Annotated in this window: 15 protein-coding genes; 14 read left to right on the top strand and 1 reads right to left on the bottom strand. The window is 60.1% G+C overall.

Going from position 1 to position 16,592, the window contains the following annotated elements:
- The first annotated feature begins 9 nt into the window (after positions 1-9).
- The 11 genes from BLS27_RS17120 (at position 10) to BLS27_RS17070 (ending at position 13,209) form a co-directional block, all read left to right on the top strand.
- Positions 10-714: a succinate dehydrogenase iron-sulfur subunit gene (locus tag BLS27_RS17120; RefSeq protein WP_043211423.1), complete on the top strand. Its 705-nt coding sequence runs from the start codon at positions 10-12 to the stop codon at positions 712-714.
- A gap of 246 nt (positions 715-960) precedes the next feature.
- Positions 961-3,792 carry a 2-oxoglutarate dehydrogenase E1 component gene (locus BLS27_RS17115; protein ID WP_043211421.1) on the top strand — a complete coding sequence of 944 codons (2,832 nt, stop codon included), beginning with the start codon at positions 961-963 and terminating at the stop codon, positions 3,790-3,792.
- A gap of 42 nt (positions 3,793-3,834) precedes the next feature.
- The gene (odhB, locus tag BLS27_RS17110; protein WP_043211419.1) at positions 3,835-5,055 is read left to right on the top strand and encodes a 2-oxoglutarate dehydrogenase complex dihydrolipoyllysine-residue succinyltransferase; all 1,221 of its coding nucleotides are present in this window, start codon (positions 3,835-3,837) and stop codon (positions 5,053-5,055) included.
- A gap of 96 nt (positions 5,056-5,151) precedes the next feature.
- Positions 5,152-6,588: a dihydrolipoyl dehydrogenase gene (gene lpdA / locus BLS27_RS17105; protein ID WP_043211417.1), complete on the top strand. Its 1,437-nt coding sequence runs from the start codon at positions 5,152-5,154 to the stop codon at positions 6,586-6,588.
- 171 nt (positions 6,589-6,759) lie between these two features.
- The gene (sucC, locus tag BLS27_RS17100; protein ID WP_011534748.1) at positions 6,760-7,926 is read left to right on the top strand and encodes an ADP-forming succinate--CoA ligase subunit beta; all 1,167 of its coding nucleotides are present in this window, start codon (positions 6,760-6,762) and stop codon (positions 7,924-7,926) included.
- Positions 7,926-8,810 (top strand): succinate--CoA ligase subunit alpha, encoded by an 885-nt coding sequence (gene sucD, locus BLS27_RS17095; protein ID WP_043211414.1) that lies wholly within the window; start codon positions 7,926-7,928, stop codon positions 8,808-8,810. Before sucC ends, sucD begins: the two co-directional genes overlap by 1 nt.
- A 139-nt stretch (positions 8,811-8,949) precedes the next feature.
- Entirely contained in the window at positions 8,950-9,723 is a 774-nt protein-coding gene (locus BLS27_RS17090; RefSeq protein WP_139205757.1) for a hypothetical protein, read from the top strand.
- Positions 9,720-10,370, top strand: a complete 651-nt coding sequence (locus tag BLS27_RS17085; RefSeq protein WP_043211410.1) for a hypothetical protein — start codon at positions 9,720-9,722, stop codon at positions 10,368-10,370. The genes BLS27_RS17090 and BLS27_RS17085 overlap by 4 nt, the downstream gene beginning before the upstream one ends.
- A gap of 27 nt (positions 10,371-10,397) precedes the next feature.
- Positions 10,398-10,598, top strand: coding sequence for a hypothetical protein (locus BLS27_RS17080; protein WP_043211409.1), 201 nt, complete (start codon positions 10,398-10,400; stop codon positions 10,596-10,598).
- Positions 10,599-10,950: 352 nt separating this feature from the next.
- Complete coding sequence (gene brnQ / locus BLS27_RS17075; RefSeq protein WP_043211407.1) at positions 10,951-12,264, top strand: branched-chain amino acid transport system II carrier protein; 1,314 nt, start codon at positions 10,951-10,953, stop codon at positions 12,262-12,264.
- Between the two features lie 195 nt (positions 12,265-12,459).
- Complete coding sequence (locus tag BLS27_RS17070) at positions 12,460-13,209, top strand: DUF599 domain-containing protein (RefSeq protein ID WP_043211404.1); 750 nt, start codon at positions 12,460-12,462, stop codon at positions 13,207-13,209.
- 61 nt (positions 13,210-13,270) lie between these two features.
- Here BLS27_RS17070 and BLS27_RS17065 read toward each other — a convergent pair whose 3' ends face one another.
- Entirely contained in the window at positions 13,271-13,492 is a 222-nt protein-coding gene (locus BLS27_RS17065; RefSeq protein ID WP_043211402.1) for a hypothetical protein, read from the bottom strand.
- A 158-nt stretch (positions 13,493-13,650) separates the two neighbouring features.
- Here BLS27_RS17065 and BLS27_RS17060 point away from each other — a divergent pair, with 158 nt between their 5' ends.
- The 3 genes from BLS27_RS17060 to htpG all read left to right on the top strand — a co-directional run bounded on the left by BLS27_RS17060 (position 13,651) and on the right by htpG (position 16,585).
- Positions 13,651-14,127, top strand: a complete 477-nt coding sequence (locus BLS27_RS17060; RefSeq protein WP_043211400.1) for a PaaI family thioesterase — start codon at positions 13,651-13,653, stop codon at positions 14,125-14,127.
- Positions 14,124-14,582, top strand: coding sequence for a PaaI family thioesterase (locus BLS27_RS17055; protein WP_090345916.1), 459 nt, complete (start codon positions 14,124-14,126; stop codon positions 14,580-14,582). The genes BLS27_RS17060 and BLS27_RS17055 overlap by 4 nt, the downstream gene beginning before the upstream one ends.
- A 95-nt stretch (positions 14,583-14,677) precedes the next feature.
- Positions 14,678-16,585 (top strand): molecular chaperone HtpG, encoded by a 1,908-nt coding sequence (htpG, locus tag BLS27_RS17050; RefSeq protein ID WP_043211396.1) that lies wholly within the window; start codon positions 14,678-14,680, stop codon positions 16,583-16,585.
- The last annotated feature ends 7 nt before the right edge of the window (positions 16,586-16,592 follow it).

Genomic DNA, 16,592 nt, shown 5'->3' with positions numbered 1-16,592 from the left:
GTGGCCGCTATGTTGCAAGTCGAAGTTTATCGTTACAACCCGGATACCGATTCGGCGCCGAAGATGCAGACCTTCCAGGTCGATACCGGTGGCAAGGATCTGATGGTCCTGGACGTGCTGGCACTGATCAAGGAGCAGGACGAGGGCTTCTCGTACCGTCGCTCCTGCCGTGAAGGCGTTTGCGGTTCCGATGGCATGAACATCAATGGCAAGAACGGCCTGGCCTGCATCACTCCGCTGTCGTCGGTGGTCAAGGGCAACAAGCTCGTTCTGCGCCCGCTGCCGGGTCTGCCGGTCATTCGTGACCTGGTCGTCGACATGAGCATCTTCTACAAGCAGTACGAGAAGGTGAAGCCGTTCCTGCAGAACGACACGCCGGCCCCGGCCATCGAGCGTCTGCAGTCGCCGGAAGACCGCGACAAGCTGGACGGTCTGTACGAGTGCATCCTGTGCGCTTGCTGCTCGACCTCCTGCCCGTCGTTCTGGTGGAACCCGGACAAGTTCCTGGGCCCCGCCGCGCTGCTGCAGGCCTACCGCTTCCTGGCCGACAGCCGTGATACCAAGACTCAGGAGCGCCTGGCGTCCCTGGATGACCCGTTCAGCGTATTCCGCTGCCGCGGGATCATGAACTGCGTAAACGTTTGCCCGAAAGGTCTGAACCCGACCAAGGCAATCGGTCACGTACGTAACATGCTGCTGCAAAGCGGCACCTGATTCAAAAATGTTGCACCTGCAGTAAGCCGAGGTGCGGGCGCTGAGCCCGCACCAAGGTAAAACCCGAGCAAGGGCCCACAAAGCCCGCGCTCATTACCTATGAAGATATGAGACCAGCAGGGGCTTCCGGGCTGGTACCCGGAAAATCAGCAGGATCCAGGTGGCGTGGTTCAGTCGCTGTGTTCGGACTTTTCCAGGTTTGCTGTGGCTTTTGCCGATCAGTCCCCTAACCGAGGGTGACCAAGCATGCAAGAAAGCGTGATGCAGCGCATGTGGGAAAGCGCCCACCTTTCAGGTGGTAACGCTGCATATGTGGAAGAGCTTTATGAGCTCTACCTGCACGACCCTAACGCTGTGCCAGAAGAGTGGCGCACCTACTTCCAGAAGTTGCCCGCCGACGGCAGCACCGCTACCGATGTATCGCACTCTACAATCCGCGACCATTTCGTACTGCTGGCAAAGAACCAGCGCCGCGCCCAACCGGTATCCGCCGGGAGCGTGAGCAGTGAACACGAGAAGAAGCAGGTTGAAGTTCTGCGACTGATCCAGGCCTATCGTATGCGCGGCCATCAGGCTGCCAAGCTCGACCCGTTGGGGTTGTGGCAGCGTCCTGCGCCCGTAGACCTGTCGATCAATCACTACGGCTTGACCAATGCCGACCTTGATACGACCTTCCGTACCGGTGACCTGTTCATCGGCAAAGAGGAAGCGAGCCTACGCGAAATTTTCGATGCGCTGCAGAAGACATATTGTCGCACCATCGGCGCCGAGTTCACCCACATCGTCGATTCCGAGCAGCGCAGCTGGTTCCAGCAGCGTCTGGAAAGCGTTCGTGGCCGTCCTGAATTCTCCGCTGACGTGCAGACTCACCTGCTCGAGCGCGTCACCGCGGGCGAAGGCCTGGAAAAGTACCTGGGCACCAAGTACCCGGGGACCAAGCGTTTCGGCCTCGAGGGCGGCGAAAGCCTGATCCCGATGCTGGACGAAATGATCCAGCGCTCCGGCTCCTACGGCACCAAGGAGGTCGTGATCGGCATGGCCCACCGCGGCCGCCTGAACGTGCTGGTCAACACCTTCGGCAAGAACCCGCGCGAGCTGTTCGACGAGTTCGAAGGCAAGAAGATGAACGAGCTGGGCTCCGGTGACGTGAAGTATCACCAGGGCTTCTCCTCCAACGTGATGACCCCCGGTGGCGAAGTCCACCTGGCCATGGCGTTCAACCCCTCCCACCTGGAAATCGTCTCGCCGGTGGTGGAAGGTTCGGTGCGCGCTCGCCAGGACCGTCGCAACGACACCGTGGGTGACAAGGTTCTGCCGATCTCGATCCACGGTGACGCTGCGTTCGCCGGTCAGGGCGTGGTCATGGAAACCTTCCAGATGTCGCAGACTCGCGGTTTCAAGACCGGCGGGACCGTGCACATCGTGATTAACAACCAGGTTGGCTTCACCATCTCCAACCCGCTGGACTCGCGCTCCACCGAGTACGCTACCGACGTCGCCAAGATGATCCAGGCGCCGATCCTGCACGTGAACGGCGATGATCCGGAAGCGGTGCTGTTCGTCACTCAGCTGGCTATCGACTATCGCATGCAGTTCAAGCGTGACGTGGTCATCGACCTGGTCTGCTATCGTCGTCGCGGCCACAACGAGGCCGACGAGCCGAATGGTACCCAGCCTCTGATGTACCAGCAGATCAGCAAGCAGCGCACCACCCGTGAGCTGTATGCCGACGCGTTGATCCAGGCTGGTCGCATCGATGCCGAGCGCGCCCAGGCCAAGATCGACGAGTACCGCAACGCCCTGGACAACGGTCTGCACGTGGTCAAGAGCCTGGTCAAGGAGCCGAACCGCGAGCTGTTCGTCGACTGGCGTCCGTACCTGGGCCATGCCTGGACTGCGCGTCACGACACCCGCTTCGACCTCAAGACCCTGCAGGACCTGTCGGCCAAGCTGCTCGAGCTGCCGGAAGGCTTCGTCGTCCAACGTCAGGTCGCGAAGATCTACGAAGACCGCCAGAAGATGCAGGCCGGTGGCTTGCCGATCAACTGGGGTTACGCAGAGACCATGGCTTACGCCACCCTGCAGTTCGAAGGTCACCCGATCCGCATGACCGGCCAGGACATCGGTCGTGGCACCTTCTCGCACCGCCATGCGGTGTTGCACAACCAGAAGGACGCCAGCACCTACGTACCGCTGCAGAATCTGTTCCCGGGCCAGCCGAAGTTCGAGCTGTACGACTCCTTCCTGTCGGAAGAGGCGGTACTGGCCTTCGAATATGGCTACTCCACCACCACGCCGAACGCGCTGGTGATTTGGGAAGCCCAGTTCGGTGACTTCGCCAACGGTGCCCAGGTCGTGATCGACCAGTTCATCACCAGTGGCGAGCACAAGTGGGGTCGTCTGTGCGGCCTGACCATGCTGCTGCCGCATGGCTATGAAGGCCAGGGTCCCGAGCACTCCTCGGCGCGTCTGGAGCGTTACCTGCAGCTGTGCGCCGAGCACAACATCCAGGTCTGCGTACCGACCACTCCGGCTCAGATCTACCACCTGCTGCGCCGCCAGGTCATCCGTCCGCTGCGCAAGCCGCTGATCGTCCTGACGCCTAAGTCGCTGCTGCGCCACAAGCTGGCCGTCTCGACCCTGGAAGATCTGGCCGAAGGTTCGTTCCAGACCGTGATCCCGGAAATCGACACTCTCGATCCGGCCAAGGTCGAGCGCCTCGTGCTGTGCAGCGGCAAGGTCTACTACGATCTGCTGGAAAAGCGCCGTGCCGAAGGCCGCGAAGACATCGCCATCGTGCGTATCGAGCAGCTGTATCCGTTCCCTGAGGACGACCTGGTGGAAATCCTGGCGCCTTACACCAACCTCAAGCACGCGGTCTGGTGTCAGGAAGAGCCGATGAACCAGGGCGCCTGGTACAGCAGCCAGCATCACATGCGCCGTATCCTGACCCGCCACAACAAGGCGCTGGTCCTGGAATACGCCGGTCGCGACGCTTCCGCCGCGCCAGCCTGTGGCTACGCTTCGATGCACGCCGAGCAGCAGGAAAAACTGCTGCAGGATGCTTTCACTGTCTAACGCCTTCGCGCACCTGAAACCGAATTTAAGGAAACACTGATAATGGCTATCGAGATCAAAGCCCCAACCTTCCCGGAATCGGTCGCCGACGGCACCGTTGCCACCTGGCACAAGAAGCCGGGCGATGCCGTCAAGCGTGACGAGCTGATCGTCGACATCGAGACCGACAAGGTCGTCCTGGAAGTTCTGGCCACCGCCGACGGCGTGCTGGGCGACATCGTCAAGGGCGAGGGCGATACCGTCCTGTCCGACGAAGTCCTGGGTTCGATCGTTGAAGGTGGCGCTGCCGCCGCCGCGCCTGCCGCCGCCCCGGCCGCTGCTGCTCCGGCTGCCGCTGCCGCCGACGCTGGCGAAGAAGACCCGATCGCCGCTCCAGCCGCTCGCAAGCTGGCTGAAGAGAACGGCATCGATCTGGCTTCGGTTGCCGGCACCGGTAAAGGTGGCCGCGTCACCAAGGAAGACGTGGTTGCCGCCATCGCCAACAAGAAGGCCGCGCCTGCCGCCGCTCCGGCTGCCAAGCCTGCCGCTGCTGCTGCGCCAGTGGTCACCGCCGCAGGCGATCGCACCGAGAAGCGTGTGCCGATGACCCGTCTGCGCGCCAAGATCGCCGAGCGTCTGGTCGAAGCCCAGTCGAGCATGGCCATGTTGACCACCTTCAACGAAGTGGACATGACCGAAGTCATGGCCCTGCGCTCGAAGTACAAGGACCTGTTCGAGAAGTCCCACAACGGCGTACGCCTGGGCTTCATGTCGTTCTTCGTCAAGGCTGCCACCGAAGCACTGAAGCGCTTCCCGGCCGTCAACGCCTCGATCGATGGCAACGACATCGTCTACCACGGTTATGCTGACGTCGGCGTTGCCGTCTCCAGCGACCGCGGCCTGGTGGTTCCTGTCCTGCGCAACGCCGAATCGATGTCGCTGGCCGAGATCGAGAACGGCATCGCCACCTTCGGCAAGAAGGCCCGCGAAGGCAAACTGGCCATCGAAGAGATGACTGGCGGTACCTTCACCATCACCAACGGTGGTACCTTCGGCTCGATGATGTCGACCCCGATCGTCAACCCGCCGCAGGCTGCCATCCTGGGCATGCACAACATCATCCAGCGTCCGATGGCGATCAACGGCCAAGTGGTCATTCGCCCGATGATGTACCTGGCGCTGTCCTACGATCACCGCCTGATCGACGGCAAGGAAGCGGTAACCTTCCTGGTGACCATCAAGAATCTGCTGGAAGATCCGGCTCGTCTGCTGCTGGACATCTAATCGCGCAGCTGCAAGCTGCAAGCGGCAAGCTTCACGTCGAAGCTTGCCAGTCTTGCGGCTTGCAACTTGCCGCTTGAAGCTAAAAAGGAATCTTTTATGACCCAGAAATTCGACGTAGTGGTGATTGGTGCAGGTCCTGGCGGCTACGTGGCCGCGATCAAGGCTGCTCAGCTCGGCCTCAAGACCGCCTGCATCGAGAAATACACCGACGCCGAGGGCAAACTGGCCCTGGGCGGTACCTGCCTGAACGTGGGTTGCATTCCTTCCAAGGCCCTGCTGGACAGCTCCTGGAAGTACAAGGAGGCCAAAGAGAGCTTCAACGTCCACGGTATCTCCACTGGCGAAGTGAAGATGGACGTTGCTGCGATGGTTGGCCGCAAGGCTGGCATCGTCAAGAACCTGACCGGTGGTGTCGCCACCCTGTTCAAGGCCAACGGTGTTACCTCCATCCAAGGTCACGGCAAACTGCTGGCTGGCAAGAAAGTCGAAGTCACCAAGGCTGACGGCACCACCGAAGTCATCGAAGCCGAGAACGTGATTCTGGCCTCCGGCTCGCGTCCGATCGACATTCCGCCTGCTCCGGTCGACCAGAAAGTCATCGTCGACTCCACCGGCGCCCTGGAATTCCAATCGGTACCGAAGCGTCTGGGCGTCATCGGCGCAGGCGTGATCGGTCTGGAGCTGGGTTCGGTATGGTCCCGCCTGGGTGCCCAGGTGACCGTCCTGGAAGCCTTGGACACCTTCCTGATGGCCGCTGACACCGCGGTTTCCAAGGAAGCCCAGAAAACCCTGACCAAGCAAGGCCTGGACATCAAGCTGGGCGCTCGCGTGACCGGCTCGAAGGTCAATGGCGAAGAAGTCGAAGTCACCTACACCGACGCCAACGGCGAGCAGAAGATCGTCTTCGACAAACTGATCGTGGCCGTGGGCCGTCGTCCGGTGACCACCGACCTGCTGGCTGCCGACAGCGGTGTGACCATCGACGAGCGTGGCTACATCTACGTCGACGACTACTGCGCGACCAGCGTACCGGGCGTCTACGCCATCGGTGACGTGGTCCGTGGTCTGATGCTGGCGCACAAGGCCTCGGAAGAGGGCATCATGGTCGTCGAGCGCATCAAGGGCCACAAAGCCCAGATGAACTATGACCTGATTCCGTCGGTCATCTATACCCACCCGGAAATCGCGTGGGTCGGCAAGACCGAACAGGCCTTGAAGGCCGAGGGCGTTGAGGTTAACGTGGGCACCTTCCCGTTCGCGGCCAGCGGCCGTGCGATGGCAGCCAACGATACCGGCGGTTTCGTCAAGGTCATCGCCGATGCCAAGACCGACCGTGTCCTGGGTGTTCACGTGATCGGCCCATCGGCTGCCGAGCTGGTTCAGCAAGGCGCGATCGCAATGGAATTCGGCACCAGTGCCGAGGATCTGGGCATGATGGTCTTCAGCCATCCGACCCTGTCCGAAGCGCTGCATGAAGCAGCGCTGGCTGTGAATGGCGGCGCCATTCACGTCGCCAACCGTAAGAAGCGTTAATTATAAGAAACCACGGCGGGCTGCCCGTCGTGGGTCTTGCGTGCAAGACTCACCGCGGAACGTCCGCCGGACCGGATCACACGGGAAACCCGGGGTCAACGGTCACAGGTGGTGCGGCGCCAGTGATGGCGCAGCGCCGAAGCGCAGTACCTAACGAAGACGGTAAAAAGCATGAATCTTCACGAGTATCAGGGTAAACAGCTGTTCGCTGAATACGGCCTGCCAGTTTCCAAGGGTTTCGCAGTCGATACCCCTGAGCAAGCTGCAGAAGCCTGCGACAAGATCGGCGGTTCCGAGTGGGTCGTAAAGGCCCAGGTCCACGCTGGTGGTCGCGGTAAGGCGGGCGGCGTCAAGCTGGTTCGCAGCAAGGAAGACGCCAAGGCGTTCGCTGCACAGTGGCTCGGCAAGAACCTGGTCACCTACCAGACCGATGCCAACGGTCAACCAGTTTCCAAGATCCTGGTCGAATCCTGCACTGACATCGCCAAAGAGCTGTACCTGGGCGCTGTAGTCGATCGTTCGAGCCGCCGTATCGTGTTCATGGCTTCCACCGAAGGTGGCGTGGACATCGAGAAAGTCGCTCACGAAACTCCCGAGAAGATCCTCAAGGCTACCATCGATCCGCTGGTCGGCGCTCAGCCGTTCCAAGGTCGTGAACTGGCGTTCCAGCTGGGTCTGGAAGGCAAGCAAGTTCAACAGTTCGCCAAGATCTTCGTTGGCCTGGCCAAGCTGTTCAAGGATCACGATCTGGCCCTGCTGGAAGTGAACCCGCTGGTCATCAAGGCCGACGGCGACCTGCACTGCCTCGATGCCAAGATCAACATCGACGCCAACGCCATGTACCGTCAGCCAAAGCTGAAGACCTTCCACGACCCGTCCCAGGACGACGCCCGTGAAGCCCACGCTGCCAAGTTCGAACTGAACTACGTTGCCCTGGAAGGCAACATCGGCTGCATGGTCAACGGTGCCGGTCTGGCCATGGGTACCATGGACATCGTCAACCTGCACGGCGGCAAGCCGGCCAACTTCCTCGACGTTGGCGGTGGTGCTACCAAAGAGCGCGTTACCGAAGCGTTCAAGATCATTCTGTCCGACAGCAATGTCGCGGCCGTTCTGGTCAACATCTTCGGCGGCATCGTTCGTTGCGACATGATTGCCGAAGGCATCATCGGTGCAGTGAAAGAAGTCGGCGTTAAAGTTCCGGTCGTCGTTCGCCTCGAAGGCAACAACGCCGAACTGGGCGCTAAAGTACTGGCAGAAAGCGGTTTGAACATCATTGCGGCAACCAGCCTGACCGACGCTGCTCAACAAGTTGTCAAAGCTGCGGAGGGCAAGTAATGAGCGTCCTGATCAATAAAGACACCAAAGTCATCTGCCAGGGCTTCACCGGCTCGCAGGGTACTTTCCACTCCGAACAAGCCATCGCCTACGGCACCAAGATGGTTGGCGGCGTAACCCCAGGCAAGGGTGGCACCACCCACCTGGGCCTGCCGGTGTTCAACACCGTGAAGGAAGCGGTTGAGGCCACCGGCGCCGAAGCTTCGGTCATCTATGTTCCGGCTCCGTTCTGCAAAGACTCGATCCTGGAAGCTGCCTTTGGTGGCATCAAGCTGATCGTCTGCATCACCGAGGGTATTCCTACCCTCGACATGCTGGACGCCAAGGTCAAGTGCGACGAGCTGGGTGTACGCCTGATCGGCCCTAACTGCCCAGGTGTCATCACCCCGGGCGAGTGCAAGATCGGCATCATGCCAGGCCACATCCACCTGCCAGGCAAGGTCGGTATCGTTTCCCGTTCCGGCACCCTGACCTACGAAGCGGTCAAGCAGACCACCGACGCAGGTTTCGGTCAGTCGACCTGCGTTGGTATCGGTGGTGACCCGATCCCAGGCTCCAACTTCATCGATATCCTGAAGCTGTTCCAGGAAGATCCGCAGACCGAAGCGATCGTTATGATCGGTGAAATCGGCGGTTCTGCTGAAGAAGAAGCCGCGGCCTACATCAAGGCCAATGTGACCAAGCCTGTCGTTTCCTACATCGCCGGCGTTACCGCGCCTGCGGGCAAGCGCATGGGCCACGCTGGCGCCATCATCTCCGGTGGCAAGGGTACTGCGGACGAGAAGTTCGCCGCCCTCCAGGACGCTGGTGTCAAAACCGTGCGTTCCCTGGCTGACATCGGCAAGGCGCTGGCCGAGCTGACCGGTTGGGAAATGAAGAAGTAATACGCTTTACCCCCCACGCGCACAAAGGCCACCCTCGGGTGGCCTTTGTCGTTTCAGGGGATTACTTCCATCTTAATGACGTTACCCATGTCAGAGATCATCCCGCTCGAGATCAGAAGAGCGGATGAAAGAAAACTTCATGGAAGCATTGCTGAGTAGGAAACCCGAACCGGCCGTCCTGTTGGAACAGGTGAGGTGTACCGACATGCGTGCATTCGTCAACGCCGCATGGCAGGGTTTTGACCAACGCATGAAAGACCAGGGCGAGCCTGGGAGCAAGGCCATGTTGTGTGGCACGGTCGCTCATTTCAGTGAGCGTCTACGACTCAATGCCCCACATGAACCTGTTGCACTGGATGTCACGCGGGTGCGCTCGACAGCGGATCATCTGTATTCCACTTCGGGTTACAGCATCTGGTTTGCACCCCAGGGCTTCGAATACGCCCTATGGCTGTTCAACCGCGAATCCGACCGCCTGTGCAACGGTGTGAAGGTGGAGGTGACACCCCAAGCGCCCGTGCTTGTAGACGGTGCTTGTAAGGTGGTGGCGCTATGCCCAGATGAACGGTCAGAGCGTCTGGTCTTCAGCTTGAACCTGCCAAACCCCGGCAGTGACATCGAGGTGTTCGACCGCACCACGCTGGCACGTATCGCCTGGTTTCCCGCCGATCCGCAGGTTTCGCGCTTTCTTGTGTGGCTCGATGCACTCCAGCGCATCGAGGATCCGTATCTGGAAGCTGTGGCAGGTGAGCTGATCTATCACCACCATTCGGCTGTCCGTTGGCGGGCTTTCGAGGTGTTGATGAGATTGGCTCCAGGGCATCTTGAGCATTATCTGAAGGTCCTTCGCTCACTATCCGACCCTGCACTCGACGACATGCTGTCGAACTACCTTGGGCAGGGGGCGGCATGAAACTGGATACATTCATCGAGCGACTCGAGCAGCGGGATCTTGAGCGAGAGCAGGACGCGATCAGCGCCGACCTTCTGGCGCTTGCGCAGAATCGCAGCCTGCTTGGGGAGTGCATGTATGAGCACATCCAGCAACACGCCTTCAGCCGCGGGGAGCAGGTGTACAGCCCGTACGGTTTTGCGTTGCATGCCTCGCAGTACGTCTCCCTGCGAATGACCTGCTGGTTGCCGGCCCAAGCGCAGGCTGAGCGGCAAACCTTCATCTATGGCGTGCCACATACCCACGATTTCGAACTGTATGCCGTGGGTTATCAAGGCTGCGGCTACCGAACCATGAAGTACCCGATACTCAATGCAGCGCAGGTCGACGCGCGGACCAGGCCTGTACTGGGTGAGCCTGAAGAAGTTCGCTTGAGCCCAGGCAAGCTCCTACATATGCGTGCCTTTGAGGACCTGCATTATCAGATTCCTCCCGAGGAGTTTTCCCTGTCGTTGGCATTGATGGTCGCTGTTCCTGCCGCGAGCCGAAATGGGCGGCAGGAGTGGTGTTTCGATGAGGAACTGCGGCCGATCTATTCGGGGCTTGGTTCGCAGGAGCAGCATATACACCAGCGCATCCAGGCGCTGTGGCAAGCACATCAATCCTGATGTAAACCGTGAAAAAGGTAGAAAGTCATGCACAAACCTGTTTGGGCGCAAGCCCGTCTATACAGCGCCGGTAGCGAAACCTTGCCGCAGACCGGCGTCGACTCCGAAATTTTTTGTTCCGGTGACGGTGGCTTTTACACCGGGCCACGCTACAACTTTGGCAACATTCACGAAATCAAACGCTTTTGGCAGAGCGTTGGGATAGACGCGGCTGACAAACCGCTTTGAGGAATGACCTGCCGAGGACAAGCCGGCGTTTTCGGCAGGTTTGTGTAACTTGTAAGAAAAATCGATCGATTTGATAGGGATTTTAAGGCAGACGGGTTTGATCCTATCTGCCAGCATTAACCGCGTCACAGAGTCACCCAGACGACAAGAACATACGCACATCGGACAAGCAGGCCTGTGCCAGTGCGTTTGCCGGGTAAAACGGTTAACCTACGCGTTCACTCTGTGCCCGTCCCCCAAAAGGGAACGACACGCTAAACGGGTCTGGCCTATCAAGCCGGGCAGCATTTTCCCATACCCCTGGGGAAATCCCTTCTCGAACCCCGATTTCAGCAGTGTGGTACTACCCTAAATGAAAGTGTTGAAAGGCCAGGATATCCTGGCGCTTGGCTTTATGACGTTTGCGCTTTTCGTCGGCGCGGGCAACATCATCTTCCCGCCTATCGTTGGTTTGCAATCCGGTCCACATGTCTGGATGGCAGCCCTTGGCTTCCTCGTCACCGCTGTGGGTCTGCCGGTCATCACCGTGGTTGCCCTGGCCAAGGTCGGCGGCGGCATGGACGCCCTGAGCAGCCCGATCGGCAAGTTCTTCGGCGGCCTGCTGGCGGCCGTGTGCTACCTGTCGGTGGGCCCGTTGTTCGCCACCCCGCGTACAGCTACGGTCTCGTTCGAGGTCGGTGTGGCACCGCTGACGGGTGAGAGCCCGCTGGCGCTGTTCATCTATAGCCTGATCTACTTCATCGTGGTGCTGGCCGTGTCGATGTATCCGGGCAAGCTGCTCGATACCGTCGGCCGGTTCCTGGCCCCGTTGAAGATCATCGCCCTGGCCGTGCTGGGCATCGCTGCCTTCGCGCTGCCGGCCGGCACCATCGGTGAGGCGCAGCCGGCCTACGTGGCCGCGCCGTTCTCCCAGGGCTTCATCAATGGCTATCTGACCATGGACACCCTGGGTGCGCTGGTCTTCGGTATCGTCATCGTCAATGCCATCCGTTCGCGCGGTGTGGAGTCGCCGAAACTGATCACCCGTTACGCCATCATCGCTGGCCTGATCGCTGGTGTGGGCCTGGCGCTCGTGTACATCAGCCTGTTCCGATTGGGTGCCGGCAGCCATGACATCGCCATGGGTGCGACCAACGGCGCTGCGGTCCTGCATGCCTACGTGCAGCACACCTTCGGCTCGCTGGGCAGTGGCTTCCTCGCGGTGCTGATCGCACTGGCATGCCTGGTGACCGCCGTGGGCCTGACCTGCGCCTGTGCCGAGTACTTCAGCCAGATCCTGCCGCTGTCCTACCGTGCACTGGTAGTGATCCTGGCCGGCTTCTCGCTGCTGATCTCCAACCTCGGCCTGACCAAGCTGATCCTGTTCTCGATCCCGGTGCTGACCGCCATCTACCCGCCCTGCATCGTTGTGGTGGGCCTGAGCTTCGTCAAAGAGCTTTGGAACTCGCCGGTGCGCATCCTGGCGCCGGTAATGCTGGTGTCGCTGCTGTTCGGCATGGTCGATGCCATCAAAGGCAGCAACCTGGCGCACATGCTGCCGGACGCCATGGCCCATCTGCCGCTGAGCGATCAGGGCCTGGCCTGGCTGGTGCCGTCGGTCATCACCCTGGGCTTGGCCGTTGCATGCGATCGCATGCTGGGCAAGCCCCGCGAGGCGCTGGCCTGATACGTTGAAGCCAGAGCGCTGGCGCCGGCCACAAGCCAAAGGGCGCCAGCCGATGGTCAAAACGCCAACCCCGTGTCCATTCGGATACGGGGTTTTTTGTTGCTACGTTTTGTTTCCAGAGCGTGTCTTTTCTGGCCGCCGTGCGTCGAAAAGCGGACTTCAATATTCTCAGGACTTGAACGATCAGGAGCCTGCATGAGCTTCATTCAAAGCAATCTGAGCCACTGGGTTGCGGCCTGCTGGTTCGCCCTCTGTTGGGGTGGCTACACCCGTTATGCGATCTGGAAAGGGCGCGACACCGCGTGCCTGGCCAGCGTGCTGCACTTGTACCGGGAGGACTGGATGCGCCGCATGTTGTTGCGTGACAACCGCATCGCCGATGCCAGCGTGATCGGCAATCTGGAGCGCAACGCCTCGTTCTTCGCCTCCAGTACGCTGATCATCCTTGCCGGTATCCTCACCGTGCTCGGGGCATCGGACCGCGCGCTGTCGTTGCTGGCCGACCTGCCTCTGGTGCAGCAGGCGTCCCAAGGCATGTCGGAAATCAAGCTGCTGGGGCTGGCAATGGTGTTCGTCTATGCCTTCTTCACTTTTAGTTGGTGCATGCGCCAGTACAACTTCGCCGCAGTTCTGGTGGGTTCTGCGCCCATGATCGGTGAGCGACAAGTCAGTGAGTTGGAGCGCAAGGCATTTGCATCTAGAGCGGCGCGGGTATTATCACTGGCAGCCAACCAGTTCAACTTCGGGCTGCGTTCGTATTACTTCGGAATGGCCATGCTGACCTGGTTCATCAGCCCTTGGTTGTTCATGGTCACCAGTGTCTGCGTGGTGCTGATTCTCTATCGCCGGGAGTTTCATTCCGATGTGCTCGAGGTAATGGTATTCACGCCCACCGAGCCGGTGGCCGGGGAGGGGCTCAAAGAGCCTGCCAGCCCGGCTAGCTGACCCCTTCCCTGAACGCCAGGCATAAAAAAACCCGACAGTGTCGGGTTTTTTTACGTGCTGCTTACTGCTTGGCCGGCTCTTCGCTTGGAGCGGTTTCCGGAGCAGGAGTGGCTTCCGGAGCTGGGGTAGCAGGGGCGGCTTCTGGAGCCGGGGTAGCTGGGGCAGCTTCAGGGGCGGCTTGCTCGGTCTTGGTTTCCGGAGCCTTGTTTTCGCTCGCCTTGTCGCAAGCGGCCAGGCCCATGGCAGCGGCCAGCATCAGGGCAAAAGCAAAAGGTTTACGCATGGGGTGTCTCTCCTTGGTGGAATAACTTACTTGTTCCATTCGAGCTCAAGTAAGTGGAATAAGTTCCGCGAAGATTACAGATATATATAGCGTGGATCCAGATAGACTTTTCCTCGGATTTGTGCAGAGTGAATAGCCTCACAAAAACAGGTTGCCCCATGACAGATACAGACCTGCGGGCCATGGCCGAACGCTTTCTGTCCGCATTGAAACATTGTCAGTTATTGCGGATGCGAGTCCACCACGCCGATGCCGAAGGCATGACACTGGTGCTGCCTTGGTCTGCGGCCATCGTCGGCAATCCGCAGACCGGCGCGGTGCACGGCGGAGCCCTGACCACGCTGATGGACACCACCTGTGGCATGGCCACCTTGTGCGCCCTGCCGCGCTTCGAGGTCTGCCCGACGCTGGACCTTCGCATCGACTACATGCACCCGGCCGAGGCAGGCAAGGATATTCACGGCCATGCGCAGTGCTACCGGGTGACTCGCGACGTGATCTTTACCCGCGGCACTGCCTACCAGGACGATCCGTCACGCCCGATTTGTCATGTGGTCGGCACCTTCATGCGTCTGGGGCAGGAGGTCAAGGGCGGCATCCGCTTCGGCAACAGCCTCAAGGAGGAGAGGTCATGATTCCTGCTGATGTTCGTCTCCAGCTCAACGAAGCCCACGCCGTCGGCAATTACCAGCCTTTGCTGAGGCTGATTCCCTACGCCGGACTCATCGGCATCGAGTGCGAGCGCCAGGGTGATGACTTACTGTTTCGTCTGCCGGCGAACCAGGACAACATTGGCAATCCCTTGCTGCCCGCGATCCATGGCGGGGTGATCGCAGGCTTCATGGAGCTCTCCGCGGCCCTTTACCTACTGATCTACAGTGAGAGCGCCAGCATTCCCAAGATCATCGATTTCTCCATCGATTACCTGCGGGCCGGGCACTATCGCGACACGTTCGCGCGTTGTCAGCTCTGGCGCCAGGGGCGTCGGGTGACCAACGTCGCCATCACCGCCTGGCAGGCCGACCCCGACTCACCGATCGCTACCGCGCGTGCTCATTTCAAGATTGAACCGGAAAAGCCCTTGAAATAGTCAGGCCAGCCCCCATCTGCTGGACATCCGCCGCCAACGCAGCCCTTCGAGGGGCGCCAGGTGGCCACCGCCAACAGATCGGAGTTTTGAAGACCATGAGTGTGGAAACTCAAAAAGAAACCCTGGGCTTCCAGACCGAGGTAAAGCAACTGCTGCACCTCATGATCCATTCCTTGTATTCGAACAAGGAGATCTTCCTGCGTGAGCTGATTTCCAACGCCTCCGACGCCGCCGACAAGCTGCGTTTCGAAGCGCTGGCCAAGCCAGAGCTGCTCGAAGGCGACGCCGAGCTGAAAATCCGCGTTAGCTTCGACAAGGACGCCGGCACCGTGACCCTCGAGGACAACGGTATCGGCATGAGCCGTGAAGACGTCATCACGCACCTGGGCACCATCGCCAAGTCCGGCACTGCCGACTTCATGAAGAACTTGACCGGTGACCAGAAGAAGGACTCGCACCTGATCGGCCAGTTCGGCGTCGGCTTCTATTCGGCGTTCATCGTCGCCGACAAGGTCGATGTCTACAGCCGTCGCGCAGGTCTTCCTGCCGCCGAGGGTGTCCACTGGTCGTCCAAGGGTGAAGGCGAGTTCGAAGTCGCCACGCTCGACAAGCCGCAACGCGGTACCCGTATTGTCCTGCACTTGAAGAAGGGCGAAGAAGAGTTCGCCGATGGTTGGCGCCTGCGCAACATCGTCAAGAAATACTCCGACCATATTGCTCTGCCGATCGAACTGCCCAAGCAGCACGTCGAGACCGCCGAAGGCGAAGAAAAGCCTGCCCAGGAATGGGAAACCGTCAACCGCGCAAGCGCCCTGTGGACCCGTCCGCGTACCGAGATCAAGGACGAGGAGTACCAGGAGTTCTACAAGCACATCGGCCATGACTTCGAGAACCCGCTGGCCTGGAGCCACAACAAGGTCGAAGGCAAGCTGGAGTACAACTCGCTGCTGTACGTGCCGGCCCGCGCACCGTTCGACCTGTACCAGCGCGAAGCGCCGCGCGGCCTGAAGCTGTATGTGCAGCGCGTATTCATCATGGACCAAGCCGAGTCGTTCCTGCCGCTTTACCTGCGTTTCATCAAGGGTGTGGTCGATTCCAATGACCTGTCGCTGAACGTCTCGCGCGAAATCCTGCAGAAGGATCCGATCATCGACTCGATGAAGTCGGCGTTGACCAAGCGCGTGCTGGACATGCTGGAGAAACTGGCGAAGAACGAGCCTGAACAGTACAAGAGCTTCTGGAAGAACTTCGGTCAGGTGATGAAGGAAGGCCCGGCCGAAGACTTCGCCAACAAGGAGAAGATTGCCGGCCTGCTGCGCTTTGCCTCGACCGCCGACGAAAGCGGCGAGCAGAGCGTTGCGCTGGCGGACTACCTGGCCCGCGCCAAGGAAGGCCAGGACAAGATCTACTACCTGACCGGCGAGTCCTACGCACAGGTCAAGAACAGTCCGCACTTGGAAGTCTTCCGCAAGAAAGGCATCGAGGTTCTGCTGCTGACTGACCGCATCGACGAGTGGCTGATGAGCTACCTCAATGAGTTCGACGGCAAGGCCTTTGTCGATGTCGCCCGTGGCGACCTGGACTTGGGCAAGCTGGACTCCGAGGAAGACAAGAAGGCCCAGGAAGAAGTCGCCAAGGAGAAGGAAGGCCTGGTCGAGCGCCTGAAGACCGCCCTGGGTGAGAGTGTCGCCGAAGTGCGTGTCTCGCACCGTCTGACCGACTCTCCGGCGATCCTTGCCATCGGCGAGCAGGACCTGGGCCTGCAGATGCGCCAGATCCTCGAGGCCAGTGGTCAGAAGGTGCCGGACTCCAAGCCGATCTTCGAATTCAACCCGAGCCACCCGCTGATCGAGAAGCTGGATAACGAACAGAGCGAGGACCGCTTTGCGGAGCTTTCCCACATCCTGTTCGACCAGGCTGCGCTGGCAGCAGGTGACAGCTTGAAGGATCCGGCGGCGTACGTTCGTCGCCTGAACAAGCTGTTGGTCGAATTGTCTGCTTGAGTTGAAG

The sequence above is a fragment of the Pseudomonas guariconensis genome (assembly GCF_900102675.1).
Lineage (GTDB): Bacteria > Pseudomonadota > Gammaproteobacteria > Pseudomonadales > Pseudomonadaceae > Aquipseudomonas > Aquipseudomonas guariconensis.
This window is presented reverse-complemented; position numbering and strand designations above follow the sequence as displayed.

Excerpts from the sequence above, each read along its gene's own strand:
- BLS27_RS17065 (WP_043211402.1), bottom strand. The coding sequence starts at position 13,492 with ATGCGTAAACCTTTTGCTTTTGCCCTGATGCTGGCCGCTGCCATGGGC.
- BLS27_RS17085 (WP_043211410.1), top strand. The coding sequence starts at position 9,720 with ATGAAACTGGATACATTCATCGAGCGACTCGAGCAGCGGGATCTTGAG.
- sucD (WP_043211414.1), top strand. The coding sequence starts at position 7,926 with ATGAGCGTCCTGATCAATAAAGACACCAAAGTCATCTGCCAGGGCTTC.
- sucC (WP_011534748.1), top strand. The coding sequence starts at position 6,760 with ATGAATCTTCACGAGTATCAGGGTAAACAGCTGTTCGCTGAATACGGC.
- htpG (WP_043211396.1), top strand. The coding sequence starts at position 14,678 with ATGAGTGTGGAAACTCAAAAAGAAACCCTGGGCTTCCAGACCGAGGTA.
- brnQ (WP_043211407.1), top strand. The coding sequence starts at position 10,951 with ATGAAAGTGTTGAAAGGCCAGGATATCCTGGCGCTTGGCTTTATGACG.
- odhB (WP_043211419.1), top strand. The coding sequence starts at position 3,835 with ATGGCTATCGAGATCAAAGCCCCAACCTTCCCGGAATCGGTCGCCGAC.
- BLS27_RS17120 (WP_043211423.1), top strand. The coding sequence starts at position 10 with ATGTTGCAAGTCGAAGTTTATCGTTACAACCCGGATACCGATTCGGCG.
- BLS27_RS17055 (WP_090345916.1), top strand. The coding sequence starts at position 14,124 with ATGATTCCTGCTGATGTTCGTCTCCAGCTCAACGAAGCCCACGCCGTC.
- BLS27_RS17070 (WP_043211404.1), top strand. The coding sequence starts at position 12,460 with ATGAGCTTCATTCAAAGCAATCTGAGCCACTGGGTTGCGGCCTGCTGG.
- BLS27_RS17080 (WP_043211409.1), top strand. The coding sequence starts at position 10,398 with ATGCACAAACCTGTTTGGGCGCAAGCCCGTCTATACAGCGCCGGTAGC.
- BLS27_RS17115 (WP_043211421.1), top strand. The coding sequence starts at position 961 with ATGCAAGAAAGCGTGATGCAGCGCATGTGGGAAAGCGCCCACCTTTCA.
- BLS27_RS17060 (WP_043211400.1), top strand. The coding sequence starts at position 13,651 with ATGACAGATACAGACCTGCGGGCCATGGCCGAACGCTTTCTGTCCGCA.
- BLS27_RS17090 (WP_139205757.1), top strand. The coding sequence starts at position 8,950 with ATGGAAGCATTGCTGAGTAGGAAACCCGAACCGGCCGTCCTGTTGGAA.
- lpdA (WP_043211417.1), top strand. The coding sequence starts at position 5,152 with ATGACCCAGAAATTCGACGTAGTGGTGATTGGTGCAGGTCCTGGCGGC.